Annotated in this window: 19 protein-coding genes; 16 read left to right on the top strand and 3 right to left on the bottom strand. The window is 50.7% G+C overall.

The features are described from left to right. Positions 1 to 202 precede the first annotated feature (202 nt). The 5 genes from glnA to BLO51_RS29180 all read left to right on the top strand — a co-directional run bounded on the left by glnA (position 203) and on the right by BLO51_RS29180 (position 4900). Positions 203 to 1627, top strand: coding sequence for a type I glutamate--ammonia ligase (glnA, locus tag BLO51_RS10430; protein WP_090670758.1), 1425 nt, complete (start codon positions 203 to 205; stop codon positions 1625 to 1627). Positions 1628 to 1830: 203 nt separating this feature from the next. Then, entirely contained in the window at positions 1831 to 2808 is a 978-nt protein-coding gene (locus BLO51_RS10425) for a Gfo/Idh/MocA family protein (RefSeq protein WP_090670754.1), read from the top strand. 24 nt (positions 2809 to 2832) lie between these two features. After that, the gene (locus tag BLO51_RS10420; RefSeq protein ID WP_090670750.1) at positions 2833 to 3816 is read left to right on the top strand and encodes a Gfo/Idh/MocA family protein; all 984 of its coding nucleotides are present in this window, start codon (positions 2833 to 2835) and stop codon (positions 3814 to 3816) included. Between the two features lie 12 nt (positions 3817 to 3828). Next, positions 3829 to 4557 (top strand): hypothetical protein, encoded by a 729-nt coding sequence (locus BLO51_RS10415; protein WP_090670747.1) that lies wholly within the window; start codon positions 3829 to 3831, stop codon positions 4555 to 4557. Beyond that, positions 4529 to 4900, top strand: coding sequence for a hypothetical protein (locus BLO51_RS29180; protein ID WP_090670744.1), 372 nt, complete (start codon positions 4529 to 4531; stop codon positions 4898 to 4900). Before BLO51_RS10415 ends, BLO51_RS29180 begins: the two co-directional genes overlap by 29 nt. Positions 4901 to 4925: 25 nt before the next feature. Here BLO51_RS29180 and BLO51_RS10405 read toward each other — a convergent pair whose 3' ends face one another. Next, positions 4926 to 5720: an AraC family transcriptional regulator gene (locus BLO51_RS10405; RefSeq protein WP_217266721.1), complete on the bottom strand. Its 795-nt coding sequence runs from the start codon at positions 5718 to 5720 to the stop codon at positions 4926 to 4928. 185 nt (positions 5721 to 5905) lie between these two features. Between BLO51_RS10405 and BLO51_RS29755 the strand changes: the two genes are divergently transcribed. Next, positions 5906 to 6025 carry a DUF1800 domain-containing protein gene (locus BLO51_RS29755; RefSeq protein WP_143006860.1) on the top strand — a complete coding sequence of 40 codons (120 nt, stop codon included), beginning with the start codon at positions 5906 to 5908 and terminating at the stop codon, positions 6023 to 6025. 59 nt (positions 6026 to 6084) lie between these two features. Here BLO51_RS29755 and BLO51_RS10400 read toward each other — a convergent pair whose 3' ends face one another. Both BLO51_RS10400 and BLO51_RS10395 read right to left on the bottom strand, forming a co-directional pair. Continuing rightward, positions 6085 to 9153: a fibronectin type III domain-containing protein gene (locus tag BLO51_RS10400; protein WP_090670737.1), complete on the bottom strand. Its 3069-nt coding sequence runs from the start codon at positions 9151 to 9153 to the stop codon at positions 6085 to 6087. A gap of 483 nt (positions 9154 to 9636) precedes the next feature. Beyond that, positions 9637 to 12717: a fibronectin type III domain-containing protein gene (locus BLO51_RS10395; RefSeq protein WP_245719615.1), complete on the bottom strand. Its 3081-nt coding sequence runs from the start codon at positions 12715 to 12717 to the stop codon at positions 9637 to 9639. Between the two features lie 370 nt (positions 12718 to 13087). On the opposite strand from BLO51_RS10395, the gene BLO51_RS10390 reads away from it, so the two are divergent. From BLO51_RS10390 to BLO51_RS10345, 10 genes are all read left to right on the top strand, one after another. Next, the gene (locus BLO51_RS10390; RefSeq protein ID WP_090670734.1) at positions 13088 to 13282 is read left to right on the top strand and encodes a helix-turn-helix domain-containing protein; all 195 of its coding nucleotides are present in this window, start codon (positions 13088 to 13090) and stop codon (positions 13280 to 13282) included. Between the two features lie 189 nt (positions 13283 to 13471). Beyond that, the gene (locus BLO51_RS10385; RefSeq protein WP_090670731.1) at positions 13472 to 13918 is read left to right on the top strand and encodes a hypothetical protein; all 447 of its coding nucleotides are present in this window, start codon (positions 13472 to 13474) and stop codon (positions 13916 to 13918) included. Between the two features lie 96 nt (positions 13919 to 14014). Then, positions 14015 to 14755 (top strand): YveK family protein, encoded by a 741-nt coding sequence (locus BLO51_RS10380; RefSeq protein WP_245719614.1) that lies wholly within the window; start codon positions 14015 to 14017, stop codon positions 14753 to 14755. Then, complete coding sequence (locus BLO51_RS10375; RefSeq protein ID WP_090670726.1) at positions 14736 to 15410, top strand: CpsD/CapB family tyrosine-protein kinase; 675 nt, start codon at positions 14736 to 14738, stop codon at positions 15408 to 15410. Before BLO51_RS10380 ends, BLO51_RS10375 begins: the two co-directional genes overlap by 20 nt. Before the next feature lie 37 nt (positions 15411 to 15447). Continuing rightward, positions 15448 to 16338: a UTP--glucose-1-phosphate uridylyltransferase GalU gene (gene galU, locus BLO51_RS10370; RefSeq protein WP_090670724.1), complete on the top strand. Its 891-nt coding sequence runs from the start codon at positions 15448 to 15450 to the stop codon at positions 16336 to 16338. Between the two features lie 39 nt (positions 16339 to 16377). After that, positions 16378 to 17331, top strand: a complete 954-nt coding sequence (locus BLO51_RS10365) for a GDP-L-fucose synthase family protein (protein ID WP_090670721.1) — start codon at positions 16378 to 16380, stop codon at positions 17329 to 17331. Between the two features lie 11 nt (positions 17332 to 17342). Further along, on the top strand, positions 17343 to 18335 hold the full coding sequence (gene gmd / locus BLO51_RS10360; RefSeq protein WP_090670718.1) for a GDP-mannose 4,6-dehydratase: 993 nt from the start codon (positions 17343 to 17345) through the stop codon (positions 18333 to 18335). 63 nt (positions 18336 to 18398) lie between these two features. Next, positions 18399 to 19919, top strand: a complete 1521-nt coding sequence (locus BLO51_RS10355; RefSeq protein ID WP_245719613.1) for an oligosaccharide flippase family protein — start codon at positions 18399 to 18401, stop codon at positions 19917 to 19919. Then, positions 19916 to 21052 (top strand): glycosyltransferase family 4 protein, encoded by a 1137-nt coding sequence (locus BLO51_RS10350; protein WP_090670713.1) that lies wholly within the window; start codon positions 19916 to 19918, stop codon positions 21050 to 21052. Before BLO51_RS10355 ends, BLO51_RS10350 begins: the two co-directional genes overlap by 4 nt. Further along, complete coding sequence (locus BLO51_RS10345) at positions 21049 to 22191, top strand: glycosyltransferase (RefSeq protein ID WP_245719612.1); 1143 nt, start codon at positions 21049 to 21051, stop codon at positions 22189 to 22191. Before BLO51_RS10350 ends, BLO51_RS10345 begins: the two co-directional genes overlap by 4 nt.

The raw sequence follows: 22191 nt of genomic DNA, 5'->3' as shown, positions 1-22191 counted from the left end.
GAAATCAAGCCTTTTATTTGTCTAAAGTGTGACAAAAATCACTGTTGTGTAAGGATACCTTACACCATCTTAAAAAATACCTGACATAAGTATTGACGATTGTTGCAAAGACGATTTATAATAAGTCCATGATCAAGGAAAACTTGAACAATGAGCGAACAAAGTGAAGAGAATGTTCGGAAATTAGGAGGTTGGCAATTCAATGTCAGTACAAAACGTATTAAACACCATCAAGGAAAAAGGCATCGAGTGGGTAGATTTCCGTTTTGTCGATCTGAACGGCAGAGCACATCACATTTCTTTACCGGCATCCGAGGTAGAAGAAGAAACTTTCGTGAACGGCGTAGCGTTCGACGGTTCTTCCATCCCCGGTTTCAGAGGCATTGAAGAGTCCGACATGGTTATGATGCCGGAACCGGAGACCAGCTACATTGATCCGTTCACCGCTCATCCGACACTGGTTATCATGAGCAACATCCATACGCCTGACGGCGCACGCTACGATCGCGATCCGCGCAGCATCGCCCAGAAGGCCGAAGAATATTTGCAAACGACCGGCGTAGGTACGACTGTATTCTTCGCACCGGAATCCGAATTTTTCATCTTCGACGAAGTTCGCTTCGAAAGCAAGCAAAACTCTTCCTCGTACTTCGTCGATTCCGAAGAAGCACACTGGAACACGAATCGCAAGGAAGAAGGCGGCAACCTGGGCTTCAAAGTCGGCCACAAAGGCGGCTATGTGCCGGTTGGCCCGACGGATACGCAGCAAGACATCCGCAGCGAAATGTGTCGTCTGCTGATGGAATCCGGCCTCCGCATCGAGCGCCATCACCATGAGGTGGCTACTGCAGGCCAAGGCGAGATCAACTTCCGCTTCGACACATTGACCAAAACAGCCGACAATCTGATGAAATATAAATACATCGTGCAAAACACCGCCCGTCAATACGGCAAAGTGGCGACCTTCATGCCGAAGCCGCTGTTCGGCGACAACGGCAGCGGAATGCACGTTCACCAATCGATCTTCAACGGCGATACTCCGCTGTTCTATGAAAAAGGCGGCTACGGCAACCTTAGCGAAATGGCGCTGCACTACATCGGCGGTATCCTGTACCACGCTCCGGCGCTGATCGCTTTGACCAACCCGAGCACGAACTCGTTCAAGCGTCTTGTTCCTGGCTACGAAGCGCCGGTTAACCTCGTGTTCTCCAAGGGCAACCGTTCCGCAGCCGTGCGTATTCCGGTTGCTGCCGTAACGCCGAAAGGCTGCCGCATCGAGTTCCGTACACCGGACTCCACGGCTAACCCGTACCTGTGCTTCGCAGCGATGCTGCTCGCCGGTCTGGACGGCGTCAAGAAAAAAATCGATCCGATCGCACTCGGCTACGGCCCGCTCGACAAGAACATCTACGAGCTGCCGGAAGAAGAGAAGAAAGAAATCCGCAGCGTACCGGGTACGTTGGACGAAGCGCTCGACGCTCTGGAAGCGGACTACGAGTTCCTGACCGAAGGCGGCGTGTTCTCCAAAGACTTCATCGACAACTACGTTGCGCTGAAGCGCGATGAAGCCAAAGCGGTATCGATCCGCATCCATCCGCACGAGTATTCCTTGTACTTCGATCTGTAAGCCTCGGCCTTATGTATAGATTCGAACGAAGAAGCTCCTTGCCTCAAGCAGGGAGCTTCTTTTTCATGCTTGGATTTAAGAATGAGAGAAACGATCAATATCGTGCTAAAAATGAGCAATTCGATGCCGAGACAGCAGGCTTCCCGTAGGTTATAATCGAAAGCATCCGAACAGCTTCGGAATACCGCCAAGGAGGGTTACTCATGAAAGTCGTCGTTGTTGGTTGCGGGGGAATGGGGCGAATTCACGCTACCCATTATGCGTCTATGCCTGAAGTCGAGCTGGTCGGAGTATGCGATGTGGAACTTCATCTGGCCGAGCAGCTGGCGGGGCAGACGAATTGCCGCGCTTTTGCTTCCTATGAAGACATGATGTCCGCCGTTAAGCCCGATTTGGTCAGCATTGCGCTACCTACTTATTTACATAAAGAATACACGGTGAAGACAGCGGCGTCCGGGGCGCACGTCGTTTGTGAGAAGCCGATGGCTCTGACGCTGGAGGATGCAGGGGAGATGATCCGCGCCTGCGAGCAGGCGGGCGTCCGTTTGTTCGTCGGCCATGTCGTCCGCTTCTTCCCGGAGTATGCCGATATCAAACGGAAGGTTGAGGCCGGAGAATTGGGTAAGCTGGGGGTAGCGCACGCGAAACGGTCCGGCAGCCATCCGGCGAAGGTGAAGGAATGGTTCGGCAATTTCGAACAAAGCGGCGGCGTGATCCTCGACCTGATGGTTCACGATATCGACTTTATGCGCTGGGCGCTCGGCGAAGTGAAATCGGTGTATGCGCTTAACCGGCGCGATCAAGAGATGGATTATGCGCTGGCGACGCTCGTGTTCGAGCAAGGAGCCGTGGCCAATCTGGAAGCGTTCTGGGGGTACCCCGGACCGTTCCATACGAAGGCGGAAATCGCCGGGTCGGATGGCATCGTGCGCAACAGCAGCATGGAGGCGCAGTTGCTGCAAATGGTTCGGACGTTCGAGGGCAAGGACGGCCCTGCCGCCGTGGAAGTGCCGGGCAGCCCGGGCTATCACGATCCGTATTATTACGAGCTACGCCATTTTGTCCGGTGTATCCGCGAAAACCGCGAGTCGATCGTGACGCCAAACGATGCGTACAAAGCGGTTGAAATTGCGCTTGCCGCCATTGCATCGGCCAATACGGGTACTGCTGTGCATCTCTAATTCCACGTGAGGAGGAACGCTACGATGAACAAAATAAAAATAGGAATGATCAGCTTCGCGCATGGTCATGCGTTCAGCTATTTGAACTCGCTCGTTTCCATGCCCGAGGTCGAAGTGGCAGGAATCGCGGACGAAGTGAAATCCCGCGTGGAGGCCGTGGCCGAGAAGCACGGTATCCCTTATTTTGAAGATTATCGGGAGCTGCTCTCGAAGGAGATCGATGCCGTCGTCATCTGCTCGGAAAATGTCCGGCATGCCGAACTGACCATCGCCGCGGCGCAAGCCGGGAAGCACGTCCTGTGCGAAAAGCCGCTGGGCATCTCCAAGCGGGAAATGGAAGAGATGATTGCAGCCTGCAAGGAAAACGGCGTGCAGCTGATGACCGCTTTTCCGTGCCGCTATCTTCCGGCTGTCGTGCAAGCGAAGCAAGCGATTGAGCGTGGCGAGATCGGCGAGATCGTGGCGATTAAAGGCACGAACCGCGGCAGCTTTCCGGGCGCATGGTTCGCCGATAAGGCGCTGTCCGGCGGTGGTGCGGTGCTGGACCATACGGTGCATGTCATGGACTTGATGCATTGGTTTCTCGGTGCAGAAGTGCAGGAAGTATACGCTTATGCGACGACGGTGTTTCAGGAACAGAATATCGACGACGCCGGTATGGTGCACGTCAAGTTCGATAACGGCGTTTTTGCCGTTCTGGACCCGAGCTGGTCGCGCAACCGGAGCTTCCCGACCTGGGGGGATGTGACGATGGAAATCGTCGGCACGCGCGGAGTGCTCTCCGTCGATGCGTTTGCCCAGAAGAACGATGTATACAGCGTTCAGGCGGGCAAAGGGGAGTGGAGCTATTGGGGAGACAATATGGACGAGTATCTGGTTCGATCGTTCGTCGAGGCGCTGCTTCACGGCACGTCGGTCCCGATTACAGGCGAAGACGGGATGAAAGCCGCGGCCGTTGCCCTTGCCGCCTACGAGTCCGCAGCGCAAGGGCAACCGGTCCGGCTGTAAGGAGGAACTGAAGTGGAAATGAGAATTAAGGCAAGAATCGAAGCCGCGCTTGAGCTGGCCGGGCTCGGAAAAAACGGGCTGCAGGTCTCGTATTTGGCGGAAGGCGCATGGCATGAGGCTTACCTGATCTCTACGACGGAAACCGGGCCATTAGTGGTGCGGTTTCCGAAGCCTTTTTCCTATGGGAAGCCGTTTGTGTATAACGAACGGGAGCTGAGAGCCGAATACGGCGGCCGAGGATTGTATTACCGGTTGGCGAACGGGGTGATCGAAGGCATTTGCCCTCCGTATTATTCATACTACGTCAGTCCGGAGCTGAGCTTTACGATTGAAACCTATAGTGGGCCCGTCATGTCGCTCGCGGCAGCGGACGAAGCCGAAGCGGCCCGATGGGGAATGCAGTGCGGACGATTTTTCCGGAAAATGGACCGGACGAGCGTCGAGCTGGAAGGGTTCGGGCTTCTGGACTGGAAGGACGGAAAACTTGCCGGCGATCGTCAACAGGATTTTCGCGCGTTGGGTAGAGGAGACGGAGGGCTACTTGGCGTCGTGGGAACGGCTGCAGCGTGCGGGATATGGCAGCGAAGCCGGGGGCGTGAAGCGAATCTTGGACGAGATCGTCCCGTTCCGCTTGCGGCGTGCGACTGGGTTAAGCTTAACGAACCGGGACGTATCGCCGGAAAATCTCATTGTTTGCGAAGCCGGGGTCCGCTTGATCGATCCGGTGCCGATCGTCTATGACGGCCTCGCGTTTGCCGGCGACGTGTTGAACAATTTCAACACGTTGTTTCCGTCGTTTCACCGTTCTCCGCGGTACGAGCGTCACCGGTTCGACCGATACCGGCCTCTGCTCTGCTCGTTCGCCGACGGGTTTCTCGAAGGATACGCGCAGGGCGATCCTGAAATGCTCTACGCGCTGCGCGTGGAACAATTTCTGATGCTGCTGGACTTGACCTGCCACCATATCGGGCTGCTGGAGCACGATATGACGGAGGAAGCGGTGCTGCGCTATGGCGACAAAACTGCGATGGAGGAGCGAATCCCCACTTATATCGCCGGCATGGAGCAGTTTCGTTTATTGTGACAAACGGATGGAAGGCTCTGGCCGGTTAACCCGGCGGCTGACCGGTGTAACGGTTTTTGCGGAGCTGGTCCGGACTGCAGCGCTTGTATTTGCGAAACAGCCGCCCGAAATAATTCACGTCGCAAGTGCCGACTTCCTCGGCGATCGACGTCATGGACCAGTCCGTATCGCGGATGAGCTCTTCCGCTTTATTGATGCGCAGCAGGTGGACATATTCCATGAACGTTCTCCCGACGGCTGCGCGGAACACGCGGCAGAAGTGATGGCTGCTCATGTTGGCCACTTGCGCGGCGCTTTCGATCGTTAATTTTTCCCGGTAATGCGTTTCGACGAAAGTGAGCACTTCCTTTAGCTTCTCCAGCTTGCGTTTGCCTGCGGTCTCTCTTCGATCGCTGTGATCGGGGCTTGCGTAGAGACGGGCCAGAACGGTAATCAGCACGGTGATGTACGATTGGATGACGACCTCGAAGCCGGTCTCCTTGCGGTCGTACTCGTCCGCAATGCGGTGAAGCAGAGCCGCTACGGGTTCGTAATGTGCGTCGGCAGGGCTCAGATGCACCGGTACGGATAACGGCTCGGTTAAGGGGACGGCGTAATCCGAATGGGCGACGTGCGAATGAACGATCCGGGTCCGGTCGAACAGAAACGCGCAGTATTCCGCCTCGTCGTCCAGCGTGCCGCCTTCGTGAATTTCTCCTTCGTTGATCAGGAAAATATCGCCGGGCACGGCCGTTAGCCGCTGCCCGCCAATGCGGAATTCGGCGCTCCCCTGCTGCACCAGAAGAATCTCAAACACATCATCGTGATAGTGGGAATACATTGGGGAAGGACTTTTTTGCGGCAGTACTTTATACGGGAATACTTGTTTGACTATGGGTAGTTCCCGTATGATCAGATCAGAGCGCATGCGCGAATCACCTCTTGGCTGCGGCCGAATCCGACAAGTCGCTTTGAAGTTGAAGCGGATTCGAAACTTCTTATATTGTACCGAACGGACGCTTCGATTTGAAGCGTTTTTTGTTTTCGCTTTTTTTTCGCAGCCACGAGCTTGGCAGCTTTCGCGATCTGGTGCTGGAGATCGGCAAAGATCCGGCGATGATGGTGGAACGGCTCGGGTTTGTGTAAAGGCGAAAGGCGGAGGGGAAAAATTCCGTCCGCCGTCGTTTTTTAGGAAACCAATCGATTTAGCTGGCTGCTGCTACTTTTTTGGCAATATACTGAATATCCGCGATATCGATCTTTCCGTCGTTGTTCACATCGAATCGAGCGTCAAATCCAGGCATACCGGAAGCTAGTCCATTCGCTTGGGAAATGAGGATCAGATCGCGCAACGTAATCTTGCCATCGTTATCGAAATCCCCGATCCCCGCATTGATCGTCAGGGTGAACGGTTCAGACAACGTTCGAATCTGTCCTTGGCTATCCGATAACGAGCTGCCCGGCAGCAACGTGAAATCGCTTTTGCCCGCTTTTTGTACCACGAATTTCAAGGTAATCAGGTGCAGATTGCCTGTTTTGCCGGGAACGCGGCCGATCAGTGAGCCTGTCAGCTTCACCTCGCCGTAGGTACCGGTATTTTTGGAAAGAACAGCGCTTTGATTCTCGACCCCGAAATCGCCGTGCAGTAACACTTGGCCGAGTCTGAAGCGGTCGGGATCATATTTCATCTTGGCCAGAAAGGCATATAGGTCTTGGACCGAATCGGCTTTCAAGTTGAGTTCCAGCACCGATCCAACATCCAAAGCACCGGGCTTGGCTTGAAGCGACAATGTGCCGACCGATGGATGCGGCCCTCCGTATACGGTGGTTGTCACGCTAACGACAGGATTGTTCAAGCTAACGTTGCCAGCCGCATCCTTGGCGATTACGGAGAAAACATAGGTTTGGCCCGAAGCCAGTCCGCCAGCCGTGTAACGGTAAACAGATCCTGCAACGGTCCCGCTCAGAAGGTTGTCTCGATAGATTTCGTAGGATGCCACCCCGACATTGTCTTGGGCCGGATTCCACTGCAAGTTTACGCTGTTATAGGTAGTATCCGTTACCGTCAGAACATCTCCATTCGGCCATACCGGGGGAGAAGTGTCTCTCTCGGTAGGCCTGGACGGAGTGGTAATGGTTGCCGTCGGGTTATTGGAGCTTTGGTTGTTTTCGTCTTCCGCTATTACGGTGACTTGATACGTTTTGCCCGGAGCGAGTCCAGTGACGTCGTACTTCGTTGTATCTCCCTGTACCTCGCCGATTCTTTTGCCGTCGAGATGGATGAAATACTTTAGAACCTTTTTATTATCAACGGCCGGCGGCCAACTGAGTTTGGCGCTGTCATAAGTCACATCCGTAACGGTAAGCGTGTTGCCGTTACCCCAAGTAGGCGGGAGGGGATCGTAGGCTGGCGGGTTAATAACGATATGAAGCGCTTGGCTGCGATTCCCTGCCGCATCTTCGGCAATAACGTCAAATTCGTACTTGTTATCACCATAATTATAAAGACCATCCAATTTAGTTTGGAGGGCCGGCGCCTTAACGACCTGGTCCAGTATTGGAGAAGTCATTACTCCGTATCTGTAGATAAGGTAAGCTGTGACTCCCTTGTTATCCGAAGCCTGGGGCCAATTCAGAACGGCAGACCGGTAGGTCAGATCCGTTACGGTAATCGAACTGCCTGCCGGCCATTCCGGAGGGGTGACGTCTGCTTCTTGCGGCCCCGTGTATATTTGGTAAATCCCGTTGCCGAGCAATTTGTACCAGCCGCCCAACCGCGTATCGTAGGCCGTTTTCCCCAAGTCGGAGCTCACTTGGATCGGTTCTGCATTAACGGGGCAAATGTACGTTTTTCCGCCGAAGGAAAAGGCTACCGAACCGTCATCATGCAAATATTGCAGCTTTGGGGCAGAGTTGAAGTAAGTCAGCTGCTTTTCCGCACCTTGGGGCGAACGCAGGAAGAGCTGGGGACTGCCGCTGGCATTTTTCTTGATATAGGTGATCCATCCTCCGTTGATTTGATATCCGGAACCAGCTTCTACTTTGAGGTCGTCCTCTTCTTTGATCACGGACGTTTGTACCCCATCATACATATATATTGTGCTGTAATCGTTAAAAAGCACATATTTCCCAGATGCGGCTATTCCACTAAAAACTTTATCGCTTTGGACCAAGGTTGTGACCGTTCCGTCTGGCTTGTAACGAAACAGGCCTCTACCGACGAACAGGGCGCCCCCATCGGAAGTTAAAGTTCCAGCATAGAAATTCTTAGTAGGAATGACCGCAATCTTGCCGCTAGTGAAGTTGATGATCGAAGTACCGTTGGAAGAATAGTATAATCCATAGTCTCCCTTAACGTCGATTATTTTTCCTATACCTTGTAATTGAGTGCCGTTCCAATACCACGTCTTATACTTGGGGGTGCGTACATCGTAATATGAAAAGCCTTCAAAAATAGCTCCCGTAGGGGTGAGTTTCTCGCGAATCGTATCAATAGCCGGGTCGATGGTCGGTTTGTAAGGAATCGTGACCTCTTGACCGTCCGTCAGATTCCGGATGCGCAGCATGCCATCCTGCCCTTTATATAATATCCGGTTTTCGTCTTGGTCCAAAATTTTCCCGTCTACTGATCGAATTTCCTTTAAACGGAGGCCTCGTTCGATAAAGACATCTTTATCCACGCCCTCCCTGTGCCCGTTGCTATCTTCGCTTGTAAAGTGAAAACGGATTGATTTGCCTTCGTATTCTCTGACATCAAACCATTCAGACAACATATATGCGGTATTATAACTTCCATCTACCGTATACTTTATACCGAGCGGTAGCGGTTTTCCCAGCCCGTCAATAGCTTTTGCCTGTACCCGCACTCTCCCGTCACGAATCACCGAGAAGCTGCCAGGTTCCGTGACAGTGATCGTCGAACGCCCCAGAAATTTGACGGTCGTTTCTTTCTGCACGGTCTGATTTCCATAATCAGCGGCGGTCACTGTTAAGGTATAAGTGCCTTTAGGCAATCCCTGCAAACTGAGCTTACCGTCCCAAGTGGAATTGTCCTTAGCTTTCGTCAGCGTCACTTGCCGGTCCTGGAGGACGGCCCGCACTTCTTTGATTTCATATTCGGACTGAACGGAAGCCGAGATGGACACTTCATCGAGGTCAGCGCCTTTAATCTTGGTGTTAACATCGATGGAGATCGTTCCGTCGGCCAGAATCAACTTCGGTGCCAGAAGGAACAAGAGCATAAATAGTCCCAGCACATACAATCTTTTTTTCATTAAAATAAAAAGCTCCTTTCTAAATTAGATACGGTACGAGAAGAAAACAATCGACAATACAAAACGTATCATCGACGTGTTTCATTTTATAATAAAATAGGAAGTATACTCAATAAACTAAAAAAAATTTAATAAAAAATGGGCTGAAACGCTATTTTGGCAAGTAGTCATGCAATGAAACCGATGTCAAAATTTATTATATAAAAAGGAATTATATGAAATTACCAGAAAATAACCTATTAATGTAAAATTACTCGATACCAATTGTATCGGACTATCTGTCCAAGATATGCTCGCCTCGATTAACGGCGATCTGAAATACCAGATCGATTTCCGATCTGTGTACTATACCGCCACCGATTAATGGCTCAAAGACGATGCGCCGGGTGCGCTCGGGAAAACGTACGGACGGCCCGGGTTTGTATAATGGCAAAGGCGGACGGGAAAAATTCCGTCCGCCTTTCGGGGTTAGACTGTCGTTATTCAGCCGCCAGCCGCCACTTTATTGGCAATATATTGAATATCCGTCATATCGATCTTTCCGTCGTTGTTCACATCGAATCGCGCGTCAAATCCCGGCTGGCCGATAGCCATTCCGTTTTGTCTGGAAATAAGGACCAAATCATGCAGCGTAATCTTGCCATCGTTATCGAAATCCCCGCTTCCCGCATTGATCGTGAGGGTAAACGATTCAGATAGCGTCCGAGTCTGTCCTTGGCTATCCGATAACGAGCTGCCCGGCAGCAACGTGAAATCGCTTTTGCCCGCTTTTTGTACCACGAATTTCAAGGTAATCAGGTGCAGATTGCCTGTTTTGCCGGGAACGCGGCCGATCAGTGAGCCTGCCAGCTTCACCTCGCCGGCGGTACCGGTATTTTTGGAAAGAACAGCGCTTTGATTCTCGACCCCGAAATCGGTATGCAGTAAAACTTGGCCGAGTCTGAAGCGGTCAGGATCATATTTCATCTTGGCCAGAAAGGCATACAGGTCTTGGACCGAATCGGCTTTCAAGTTGAGTTCCAGCACCGATCCGACATCCAAAGCACCGGGCTTGGCTTGAAGCGACAACGTGCCGACCGATGGACGCGGCCCTCCGTACACGGTGGTTGTCACGCTAACGACGGGATTGTTCAAGCTAACGTTGCCTGCCGCATCCTTGGCGATTACGGAGAATACATAGGTTTGGCCCGGAGCCAGTCCGCCAGCCGTGTAACGGTAAACAGATCCTACAACGGTCCCGCTCAGAAGGTTGTCTCGGTAGATTTCGTAGGATGCCACCCCGACATTGTCTTGGGCCGGCTTCCACTGCAGGCTTATGCTGTTATAGGTAATATCCGTTACCGTCAGAACATCCCCATTTGGCCATACCGGGGGAGAGTTATCTCCCTTGGGCGGCTTGGACGGAGTGGTAATGGTTGCCGTCGGGTTATTGGAGCTTTGGTTGTATTCGTCTTCCGCTATTACGGTGACTTGATACGTTTTGCCCGGAGTGAGTCCAGTGATGTCGTACTTCGTTGTATCTCCCTGTACCTCGCCGACTCTTTTGCCGTCGAGATAGAGTGCGTACCTTAGAACCTTGATGTTGTCAACGGCCGGCGGCCAGCTGAGCTTGGCGCTGTCATAAGTCACATCCGTAACGGTAAGCGTGTTGCCGTTATCCCACGTAGGCGGGCGATAATCGTAAACCGGCGGGATAATGACGGTATGAAGCGCTTGGCTGCGATTCCCTGCCGCATCTTCGGCAATAACTTCAAATTTGTACTCGGCACCACCCAAATTAATAAGATCTTCTAACTTCGTTTGGAGGGCCGGTGCCTTGATGACTTGGTCCAGTCTTCCCTGTTTATAGATAAGGTAGGCTGTGACCCCCTTGTCATCCGAAGCTTGAGGCCAATTCAGAACGGCAGACCGGTAGGTCAGATCCGTTACGGTAAGTGAACTGCCCGCCGGCCATTCCGGAGGGGTGACATCCGCTTCTTGCGGCCCCGTGTATATTTGGTAAATCCCGTTGCCGAGCAATTTGTACCAGCCGCCCAACCGCGTATCGTAGGCCGTCCTCCCCAAGTCGGAGCTCACTTGGGTGGGCTCTTCATTAACGGGGCAAATGTACGTTTTTCCACCGAGGGAAAAGGCTACTGAACCGTCGTCATGCAAATATTGAAGTTTCGGGGCAGAGCTGAAGTAAGTCAACTGCTTTTCCAACCCTTGAGGCGAACGCAGGAAGAGCTGGGGACTGCCGCTGGCATTTTTCTTGATATAGGCGATCCATCCTCCGTTGATTTGATATCCGGAACCAGCTTCTACGTTGAAACCGTCCGCTTCTTTGATCACGGACATTTGCACTCCATCATACATATATATTTTGCTGTAATCGTTAAAAAGCACATAGTTTCCGGATGCGGCTATTCCGCTAAAAGCTTTATCACTTTGCACCAAGGTTGTAACCGTTCCGTCCGGATTGTAACGGAATAGGCCATCGCCGTCGGCGACGAACAGGACGCCTCCATCGGAAGTTAATACTCCGGCATTGACGCTGGCAGGAATGACCTTAACGCTCCCGCTTGTGAAGTTGACGATCGAAGCGCCTTGAGGAGAGTGGTACAATCCATAATCTCCTTTAACGTCGATAATTTTCCACATGGCATACTCATCGTTGCCTGGAGTCAGGCATTCCAAGCCGGAGCCGTCCCATTTCCACACCTTATACCGGGGGTCGCGTACAAAATAATGTGAAAAGCCTTCAAAAATAGCTCCCGTAGGGGTGAGTTTCTCGCGAATCGTATCAATGGCCGGGTCGATGGTCGATTTGTAAGGAATCGTGACCTCTTGACCGTCCGTCAGATTCCGGATGCGCAGCATGCCATCTTGCCCTTTATATAAGATCCGGTTCCCGTCTTGGTCCAAAATTTTTCCGTCTACAGACCGAGTTTCCTTTAAACGGAGGCCTCGTTCGATAAAGACATCTTTATCCACGCTTTCCCTGTGCCCGTTGCTATCTTCGCTTGTAAAGTGAAAACGGATTGATTTGCCTTCGTATTCTTTGGCATCAAACCATTCAAGCATATATCCGGAATTATACCTTCCGTTTATCGTATAACCTAGGCTGAGCGACAGCGGTTTTCCCAGCCCGTCAACAGCTTTTGCCTGCACCCTCACTCTCCCGTCACGAATCACCGAAAAGCCGCCAGGTTCCGTAACAGTGATCGTTGAACGCCCCAGAAATTTGATGGTCGTTTCTTTCTGCCTGGTCTGATTTCCATAATCGGCGGCGGTCACCGTTAAGGTATAAGTACCTTTAGACAATCCCTGCAAGCTGAGCTTACCGGTCCAAGGGGAATAGGCCTTAGCCTTCGTCAGCGTCACTTGCCGGTCCTGCAAGACGGCCCGAACTTCTTTAATTTCATAGTCGGATTGAACGGAAGCCGAGATGGACACTTCATCGAGGTCAGCGCCTTTAATCTCGGTGTTGACATCGATGGAGATCGTTCCGTCGGCCAGAATCAATTTTGGTGGGAGAAGGAACAAGAGCATAAATAAACCCAGCAGATACAAACTTTTTTTCATTTAAATAAAACTCCTTTCTATTTTATATTCCATAATGAGGAATAAAATGGGTGAGAGGATTCAAAATATACAAAATGTATCATTCATGGAATTTATTTTATAACAAAGCAGGCTGCATACTCAACTAAAAAAATTTAATTTTATGATGTGCAAATCCTTAAAAGCAGCGTGGAAACGTCTTCCATGTGAAATACTCCAACTTTAATCGGTGTTGAAATTTTATTCGTAGAGGAAGGAAAAAACGGTAAACCACTTGAAAAAGATTCGGTTAATGGATATCATTGATACGAATTGTATCTCAACTTTTTGTCCGTTATAATAATGAAAGTAGGTGAGGAGTATACTGAAGCAAATAAGGAGGACCAAAGTTGTGAAGTACGGTAACAAAATCAGCTTGCTTCGAGAGGAAAGACAGATGACCCAGGAGGAGTTGGCAATACATATCGGAATTTCGAGGTCGGCGCTTTCTCATTATGAAAATAACAGGAGACACCCGGATTACGAAACGCTCAAAAATATAGCTGATTTTTTCAATGTCTCGTTGGATTATCTTATGCGGGAATAGACTGGCTTTTATTTTGTAGAACTTCCCCTTGTATTGATTGATTTTGTGCGGGATTGCGGAAAAGTGTGAAAAAATTAACGCTTGACAAGTTACAAATTGTATCATAAATTAAGAATGCGGCTCGTGATACATAATGTAACCTTTTCGGAAGTTATCTGAGCGGCAGTTTTAAGGGAAGGATGAGGCAGCTTGGAGCAAACAAAATATGATCGTCCTTCAATTCAAGGAAACAAACTGCACATAACCTCCGAATTGTACATTACCCAAATTAATAGTATGGATGTGTCCAGTAATAAAGCAATTGTTACATTATGTAGAGTCAGCGCCCAAAAAATCGAATTTGAAACGTATTTGAGGTTCCCCATATATGCCAATGTGGTTTGTCGATTTATTTTACCCCATCCGGAAGAAGCGCTTCATTTGGAAGCAGTTTTCACTCGAGGTTTAAAAATACGCGGTGGCATGTACCGTTATAGTGCGGCGCCGTTGCCGAATGACAAGAATATAAGAAAATTGGCCGGCGTCATCAATCATCCGTTTGAACGCTTCGAGAAATTCTTTCAAATGGTGAGCAAAGCCTATTCGCTTCTTGACCCGGAACAACAAGATCGGCCTTTATTTAATCAAGTCATTTGAAGTGTAACCGCCCTATTGATCCAAAATCTTGGGCAGGGGCTTGGCTTTTTTTGAAAACCACAAGAAAATTTTCTGAAAATGGCAGGTGGGGAGAGCTTGGAGGTAAAGTACTACATCCGAACCCTTCGCAAATACATAGGCTGGATTCTTCTGTTTATGATTGCAGCCGGAGGAGGAACGGCGATAGTCAGCTATAACTTTATTCCTCCTACTTACGAAGCTTCAGTGAAACTTCTTATTCATAGCACCAACGCATCGAACATGGTGGACTTAACTTCTATAAATGCAAACATGAAGCTGATGGACACCTATCAGGAGGTCATTCAGACTTCGGCGATTCTGACCAAGGTGTCCGAACGCATTTCCGGACTTCAAGCTGACCCGGAAATGTTGTCCAAAGCGCTTAAGGTGCGACATTCTGCTGGCTCGCAAATTATGACGCTAACGATTCGGGGCAACGATTATCGGGAAGCGGCGGAACTTGCCAACGCCATTGCGGAGGTGTTCCAATCAGAAGTTACGAAGCTTTTAAAAGTTAATAATGTAACAATTCTGGGGAAAGCAGATCCAAGACAAATCTCAACACCAGTCTTACCCAATCATCAATTATACATTTTGGTCAGCGTACTGGTAGCCGCCCTGCTTTCCATCGGATTTGCTTTTTTGCACTCGGTTTTTGACGATACGATCAAAACCGCAGAAGATGTGGATGAGGTTATAGGACTGGTGGTGCTGGCTGTCTTACCGGAGATTGAAAAAAAAGACCGATTACTAAAAAATAAGTCAGCAGCCGATCGAAAGGTAGGAGAGATCCCTTATGCAACAACGAAGCAATAAGAATCGCGACATGATTATGGAAAGCAACCCGCAATCGCCGATTTGCGAAGCATACCGTACACTTCGTGCCAATATCGATTTTTCCACGATAGGCCTCGAAAAGAAGACGCTCATGGTGACATCGGCCCAGGCGGCTGAAGGGAAAACAACGACAGCAAGCAATCTTGCCATAGCCTACAGCCAGAGCGAAAAAAGAGTCCTTCTTGTGGATGCCGATATGAGGAACGCGACCCTTCATCAAAACTTTAACCAAGATAACCGCGTTGGTTTGTCGAATTTGTTGGCCGGACAGTACACTGCGCAAGAATTGGTTGCCGAGACGCATATTCCGCGATTGGATTTGCTTACGTCTGGTCCCCTTCCTCCCAATCCTTCCGAGTTATTATCATCCGAACGCTGGGCACAATTTGTCGATTATGCCAGAACGAATTATGACGTCGTTATTTTCGATACGCCCCCGGCGTTAACTCTTCCAGATGCTCAACTGGTAGCGGGACAATGCGGCGGAGTTCTCATCGTCGTAAAGGCCGGAAAAGTAAAACGAGAGGTTGTAAAGAAACTGAAAACCAATCTGGAATATGCACAGGCCCGAATTTTGGGTGTTGTGTTAAACCATATGAACCGCAAGGAAGCCGCTTTGCACGCTTATCGATAACCCCAAAAACATATAAAGATAGATAGGAGTTGAAACCATGAAAAAAGTCAAAAAAGCGATCATCCCGGCGGCCGGTTTAGGCACAAGATTTTTACCGGCGACCAAAGCGATGCCAAAAGAAATGCTTCCCATCATCGACAAACCTACAATTCAATACATTGTGGAAGAAGCGGTTCAGTCCGGTATCGAGGACATCATTATCGTAACCGGCAAAGGTAAGCGGGCCATTGAGGATCATTTCGACCATGTACACGAATTGGAGCACAATCTTCATCAAAAGGGAAAATACGATCTGCTGGAAGAAATTCGCCGTTCGTCGAAGGTGGAGCTTCACTTTATCCGCCAAAAAGAGCCGAAAGGGCTTGGACATGCGGTATGGTGCGCGAGGAAATTTGTAGGCGACGAGCCTTTTGCCGTGCTGCTGGGCGACGATATCGTCACCGCTAAAAAGCCGTGCTTACAGCAATTGATTGAGCAATACGAGCAGACCCGAACGTCGGTAATCGGTGTACAGCCGGTAGCCGATGATGAAACAAACAGGTACGGGATTATTGATCCGCTGCAAAAGCAGGACAGGTTGTATCAGGTTAGAACTTTTGTGGAAAAACCGCCTCTTGGCACCGCCCCTTCAAACCTGGCCATTATGGGCCGGTATATCTTGAGCCCGGAGATATTCGAGATTTTATCCGTTCAAGAACAAGGGGCGGGCGGAGAAGTTCAATTGACCGACGCGATTGAAAAGCTGAATGAACTGCAGCAAGTCTATGCCTATCATTTTGAAGGAACGAGACACGACGTAGGCGAAAAGCTGGGATTCATTTTGACGACGCTGCAGTTTGCCCTTCAATCCCGAGAGTTGCGGGAGCCGGTGCTGCACGCCATAAAAGAAACAATTGCCAATCAAAAATTAACCAATGCCATCGGTTAACAACCTGCGCGATATAACATGAACCATGAGGTGAAACGATTGGATAAAGATTCGAAAATTTATGTTGCAGGCCATCGCGGTCTGGTAGGTTCGGCTATCGTAGGAAAGCTGCTCGCTGAGGGATATCGTAATCTCAGCTTCCGGACTTCGCAGGAGCTTGATCTTCGCAGCTCCGATCAGGTCGATTCTTTCTTTAAGAATGAAGGCATCGAATATGTATTTTTGGCTGCGGCGAAGGTTGGAGGCATCGTAGCTAACAACGAGTTTCCGGCGACGTTCATTCGGGATAACTTGATGATTCAGACGAATGTCATCGATGCGTCGTACCGATTTGGGGTCAAAAAGTTATTGTTTCTCGGCAGCACTTGTATTTATCCGAAGTATGCCTCTCAGCCGATGCGCGAGGAAGATCTGCTCACGGGCTTGCTGGAGCCGACGAACGAACCATACGCGATCGCCAAAATTGCTGGAATTAAGATGTGTCAGGCTTATAACAGGCAGTTCGGTACGCGTTATATATCGGTCATGCCGACAAATTTGTACGGTCCAAACGATAATTTCGATCTGAATCACAGTCATGTGCTTCCTGCCATGATCCGCAAGTTCCACGAAGCCAAGGTGGAAGGCAAGTCTGTGGTTGAGCTTTGGGGGACGGGAACGCCGCGCAGAGAATTTTTGCATGCCGACGATTTGGCCGATGCCTGCCTTTATTTGATGCACCATTATAACCATAGCGACATTGTGAACATCGGCGTAGGAGAAGATATTTCCATCCGGGAGCTGGCGGAAAAGATCAGAGCCATCGTCGATTATGCCGGAGATATTTTATACGATGCGAGCAAGCCCGACGGAACGCCAAGAAAGCTGGTCGATGTGAGCAAGCTGACAAAGCTGGGCTGGCAGGCGAAAATTCGTTTGGATGAAGGGCTTGCGTCTACTTATTCATGGTTTTTACAAACGAGCGAGCATAGAAGAACGATCACGAACATTTAGGAGGAAAGCGAATGAAATCAGCATTAATCGCAGGCATCACCGGACAAGACGGATCTTACCTGGCGGAATTTTTATTGGACAAAGGGTATAAGGTTTACGGCATGCGCCGACGCACAAGTACGCCCAATTACGAGAACGTGCAGCATATTAAGGATCAGATCGAATGGATATCCGGCGACTTGACAGACCTTGCTTCGCTAATTGAAGCGGTGCGGATTTCGGACCCTGACGAAGTGTACAATCTAGCTGCCCAATCCTATGTGGCGGCATCGTGGCCGCAGCCGATTCTGACCGGCAACATTACGGCGCTTAGCGTAACCAACATGCTGGAAGCGGTACGGATTGTCAAGCCGACGGCTCGTTTCTACCAAGCGTCGAGCAGCGAAATGTTCGGCAAGGTGATGGAGATTCCGCAAAAGGAGACGACGCCGTTCTACCCGCGAAGTCCTTACGGGGTGGCGAAAGTATACGGCCATTGGATTACGGTGAATTATCGCGAGAGCTTCGATATGTTCGCTTGTTCCGGCATTTTGTTCAATCACGAGTCTCCGCGGCGCGGTCTGGAGTTCGTCACACGCAAAGTCACGGACGGCGTGGCGCGCATTAAGCTGGGCCTTCAAAATGAACTGCGGCTCGGCAATTTGGATGCACAGCGCGATTGGGGATTTGCCGGGGATTACGTCAAAGCGATGTGGTTAATGCTGCAGCAAAATGAGCCGGACGATTACGTCATTTCGACTGAAGAGACGCACTCTGTACGCGAACTGTTGGAGGTTGCGTTCTCTTACGTCGGCCTGAACTATACGGATTACGTTGTGATCGACCCGAAGTTTGTCCGTCCGGCTGAGGTTGACCTCTTGATTGGTGACTGCTCCAAAGCAAAGAAAAAGCTCGGTTGGAAGCAAGAGGTGAGCTTCGTACAATTGATTCGCATGATGGTGGACGAAGACTTGAAGCGGGTACAGGCGGAAGCTCGTTATATGAACGTGATGGCATTAAGCTAGGAGTACAATGCATGCTCCAGTGAAGAAGCGGGTGACTCTTCTTTGAGAAGGATTTTTCAAAAAGTGAAAGAAATCGGAGCCGCCCGCGATTTCAAAAATATCGGATACAGCTTGATCGAATTTCTCGTCAATCCGCTTTTGACGATTATGGCCACTCCGTTGCTTCTGAAGCTGCTCGGAGCGGAGTTGTATGGTAGTTGGGTGCTGATGGTATCCCTCGTCGCTATCCTAAGCGTGACGAATCTTGGAGTAAGTAACGCCGTGGTGAAATACGGATCAGCGTATCTGGAGCGCAGCGATCTTGCTTCGTTCAACCGCGTGCTGCGGTTCACCATGGCTTTATGCTTGCTGATCGGTTCATTGACGACGCTCGCGCTGTTCCTGCTCGGACCGCACTTGTTATTTTTGTTTCAGAATGCTTCTGCGGAGACGGGAGGCCAGATCGTCACGGCTGCGCGCATTCTTGGCGCAGTGGTAGGCGTCAAAATTGTAACCAGCGTTTATTCTGCCGTGTGCATGGCGCATCATCGTTATGATGTACTGAATAAAACGAACATGCTGGTAAACGTCGGGACGACAGTATGCAGCGTTGTCTTGATTTACGCGGGCATGAAGCTGGTCGGACTGGTTGTTTTGATGCTGGTAATGTCCGTCATCGCCGCTGCGTTCCAGTATTCGTTCGGGCGGCGGTTGAACCGCGGATTGAACTTTTGGCCCAAGTGGGACAGGGAAGCGGCGCGAACTGTGTTCGGTTACGGGATCTATTCATGGCTACAGGTCATCAGCAGCGTTATCTATACCCAGGCGGACAGGATCATCATCAGTTCGATTTTGGGGCCGGCAGCACTCGGAGTATATTCCGTTTGCATGCAGCTTGCTTCCAAGCTCCATGAAATTCCCGGCGCTGCCGGAGCGTTCTTATTTCCGAAATTTAGCTCGCTGCGGGAAACTGCTCAGACGGAACGGCTTCGCAGCGTGTATGCTATAGCCAATAAGGTTGTTGTTCTGGCCGTCACGTCACTCAGCGTTCCGATGTTCCTTTATGCAGAGAGCATATTGTCCGTTTGGATTGATCCGGACTTCTCAAGAGACGCTGCGCCGATTTTGCGGCTGCTCATTATCGGTGTGGCGTCCGGAACGATTGGCATTGTTCCGTTTTACTTTCTGAATGGAACGGAATACGTCAAGCTGAATACAAAAATTAACTTTGCTCAAAGTGGTTTAACCTTGCTGGGCACGCTAGGGCTTGTTCCATTCGCAGGTTTGGCCGGGACGGCGTTTTCCCGAATGTTGGGGCTGCCGATCGGAATCGCGGTCCGCTGGTTTATTGAACTTAGGCTGCTCGGCATAGGCTGGAAGCTTCTATTCACTACGCTAGCCCCTGCTCTCCTGTTGTTTGCCTTAAGCGGGGGGTGGATCGCGTGGATTGGGGGTCCGCAAGTTGGGGGACTGGCATCGCTGTTGTTTCAGCTCGGAATTGCGGCGCTCGGTGTGCTGCTGTTAATGGGGCTCATTCTGTTCGGCGGAGGGATGTCGGCAAAGCTCCGAAATTTGCGCAATCGGGAAAGGGAAGAAACGGTTTGAAACAAAAAGTATTATTTATCACCAATATTCCCAGTCCGTACAGAGTCGACTTTTTTAACGCGCTTGGCAAGCATTGCGAGTTGACTGTTTGGTTTCAGGCGAAGAACGAGTCGAACCGCGAATGGGAAGTGGAAGGTCTCGGTACTCATTTTAACTACAAATTTTTGCCCGGACGGACTTTTGGGCTGGATAAGCATATCAATCCAAGCGTGTTGCGAGAGCTTCGGAAGAGCCGGTTCGATCTTTATGTGATGGGGTGTTACAGTTCACCGACCGAGATGATGGCGATCCAGTGGCTGCGGATGAATGGCATTCCGTTCATCCTGAACTCGGACGGAGGCTTCCCGGCACCGGAAGAATCCGCTTGGAAGCGCAAGCTGAAGACACGGTTCATTTCCAGTGCCTCGTTCTGGCTGTCCACCGGTGTGAACTGCACCCGGTATTTGCAATATTATGGGGCGAAGCCAGCGCTAATCCACGAATATCCGATCAGTTCGGTAAGCTATACATCCGAGCAGCTCAGGCCTCTGCGGCCGGAGCGCACAGCCGAATTGAAAATGCGGCATGGCTTGAACAAATTTGTATTTTTATCGGTCGGACAGTTCATCGAGCGTAAAGGGTTCGATGTGCTGCTGCGGTCGTTTCGGGAATTGAATGCTTCGGAAACATCGCTTCTGCTCATCGGAGGCGGCCCGCAAGAGGTACAATACAAAGCGTATATACAGGAACACGGAATGAAAAACGTCGTCCTGCTTCCATTTGTTCAGAAAAATGCTTTGATCGATTATTTCAAGCTCGCGGATGCGTTCGTGTTGCCGACACGGTACGACGTGTGGGGGCTCGTGCTGAATGAGGCGCTTATGTTCGGACTTCCTCTCATCTCGACCCTGAATGCCGGCGCCGCATACGATTTAATCGAGAACGGAGGCAACGGATTCACGATACCTGCCGAAGACGCGGGGGCATTGACCGAAGCGTGCCGTGCGATTCTGCGAGGCGAAGAGGAACGAAGCCGGTATCGCAGCCGAAGCTTGGATTTTGCAAGCCGTTTTACGGTTGATTGTATGGTGGAATCGCATTTGGATGCGTTCGAACGTTTCCTCCGTATCCGGAAAGGCGAGGCTGTGGGATGAAATTCATATTCTTCGACACATCGAACGACGGACACCATTTTTACTATAATTTGGCGGCGATTCAAGGCGTTTTGTCGGAGGCTGAAAACGCGACGTGCAGCTATGCCACGACCGCCATGGAACCTGAACAATTCGAAAGTTTGAAACAGGCGGGCATTACACCAGTGTTGATTAACCCTCCTCGTGTCCGGATGCCGGCTGTAATCGGACGCGTCTTAACGGTATGGAAGCTGATTCGTTACTGTCGCTCGCACGGATACGATCGGCTGCACCTGATGTATTTGGATTGTTTGCTACTTCCGCTTCTGCTGTTGTGGCCATTGCTGCGGGGACTGTCTTGTACCGCAACGATGCATTGGTATCCGACGCGCAGGAGCAAAGTGCACGCCCTTTCGTTCCTCATTCGAACCGGAGCTATCCGCCGTTTGATTGTTCATGGGGAATTTACGAGACGTTTGACGGCAGCTCTTGTGGGTGAAGCTTACGGCGACCGGATCGAAAGCGTGCTATATCCGCAACTGCACCCGCAGCATATGAACCGGGAGCATACCGAGCGGCTCCGGCAGCGATTTACGGACTTTCCGCGTCCTTTCCTGCTGGCGTTCGGGGGAACGCGCTACGATAAAGGGCTGGATCTGCTGCTTCAGGCTGCGCGATTCATCGAAGAGCCATGCACGCTGATTGTGGCTGGTAAAGAAGAGCACTTTACACGGAATGACATGGAGCGGCTGCTGACGGATGTGCCGGATTGGTGCCGCGTTGTGTTAGACCTTGGATTTATAGCGGAGGAGGACGTTTCCGGCTATTTCGAAATCGCCGATATCGTCGTGCTGCCGTATCGGCGAATGTTCACGGGGCAAAGCGGCCCGCTTACGGAAGCCATCGTTCGCCAGAAGTTGGTCATTGGTCCGGATCACGGCGAAATCGGATTTACGATCCGGCATTATCAGTTGGGGCTGACCTTCACTCCGGAAAATATCGGCGTTCTCGCCAGTCAACTGAACCAGGCCGTTCGCAATATCGGCGTGCTTCGGGAGGAGTTGGGAAGCCGCCAAGTCGCGTACCGCGAACTGATTCAGCCGAACTTATTTATGAAAAGATATGGAAGTTTTATGCATGCCTCTTTTTCAAGACAGTGA

The sequence above is a fragment of the Paenibacillus tianmuensis genome (assembly GCF_900100345.1).
Lineage (GTDB): Bacteria > Bacillota > Bacilli > Paenibacillales > NBRC-103111 > Paenibacillus_G > Paenibacillus_G tianmuensis.
The sequence above is the reverse complement of the archived record's forward strand: the minus strand, read 5'-3'. Positions and strand labels throughout refer to the sequence as shown.

Bases quoted from the DNA above. Each gene is read 5' to 3' on its own strand.
- BLO51_RS10395 (WP_245719615.1), bottom strand. From the start codon at position 12,717: ATGAAAAAAAGTTTGTATCTGCTGGGTTTATTTATGCTCTTGTTCCTT.
- BLO51_RS10420 (WP_090670750.1), top strand. From the start codon at position 2,833: ATGAACAAAATAAAAATAGGAATGATCAGCTTCGCGCATGGTCATGCG.
- galU (WP_090670724.1), top strand. From the start codon at position 15,448: ATGAAAAAAGTCAAAAAAGCGATCATCCCGGCGGCCGGTTTAGGCACA.
- gmd (WP_090670718.1), top strand. From the start codon at position 17,343: ATGAAATCAGCATTAATCGCAGGCATCACCGGACAAGACGGATCTTAC.
- BLO51_RS10375 (WP_090670726.1), top strand. From the start codon at position 14,736: ATGCAACAACGAAGCAATAAGAATCGCGACATGATTATGGAAAGCAAC.
- glnA (WP_090670758.1), top strand. From the start codon at position 203: ATGTCAGTACAAAACGTATTAAACACCATCAAGGAAAAAGGCATCGAG.
- BLO51_RS10400 (WP_090670737.1), bottom strand. From the start codon at position 9,153: ATGAAAAAAAGATTGTATGTGCTGGGACTATTTATGCTCTTGTTCCTT.
- BLO51_RS10405 (WP_217266721.1), bottom strand. From the start codon at position 5,720: ATGTATTCCCACTATCACGATGATGTGTTTGAGATTCTTCTGGTGCAG.
- BLO51_RS10345 (WP_245719612.1), top strand. From the start codon at position 21,049: ATGAAATTCATATTCTTCGACACATCGAACGACGGACACCATTTTTAC.
- BLO51_RS10425 (WP_090670754.1), top strand. From the start codon at position 1,831: ATGAAAGTCGTCGTTGTTGGTTGCGGGGGAATGGGGCGAATTCACGCT.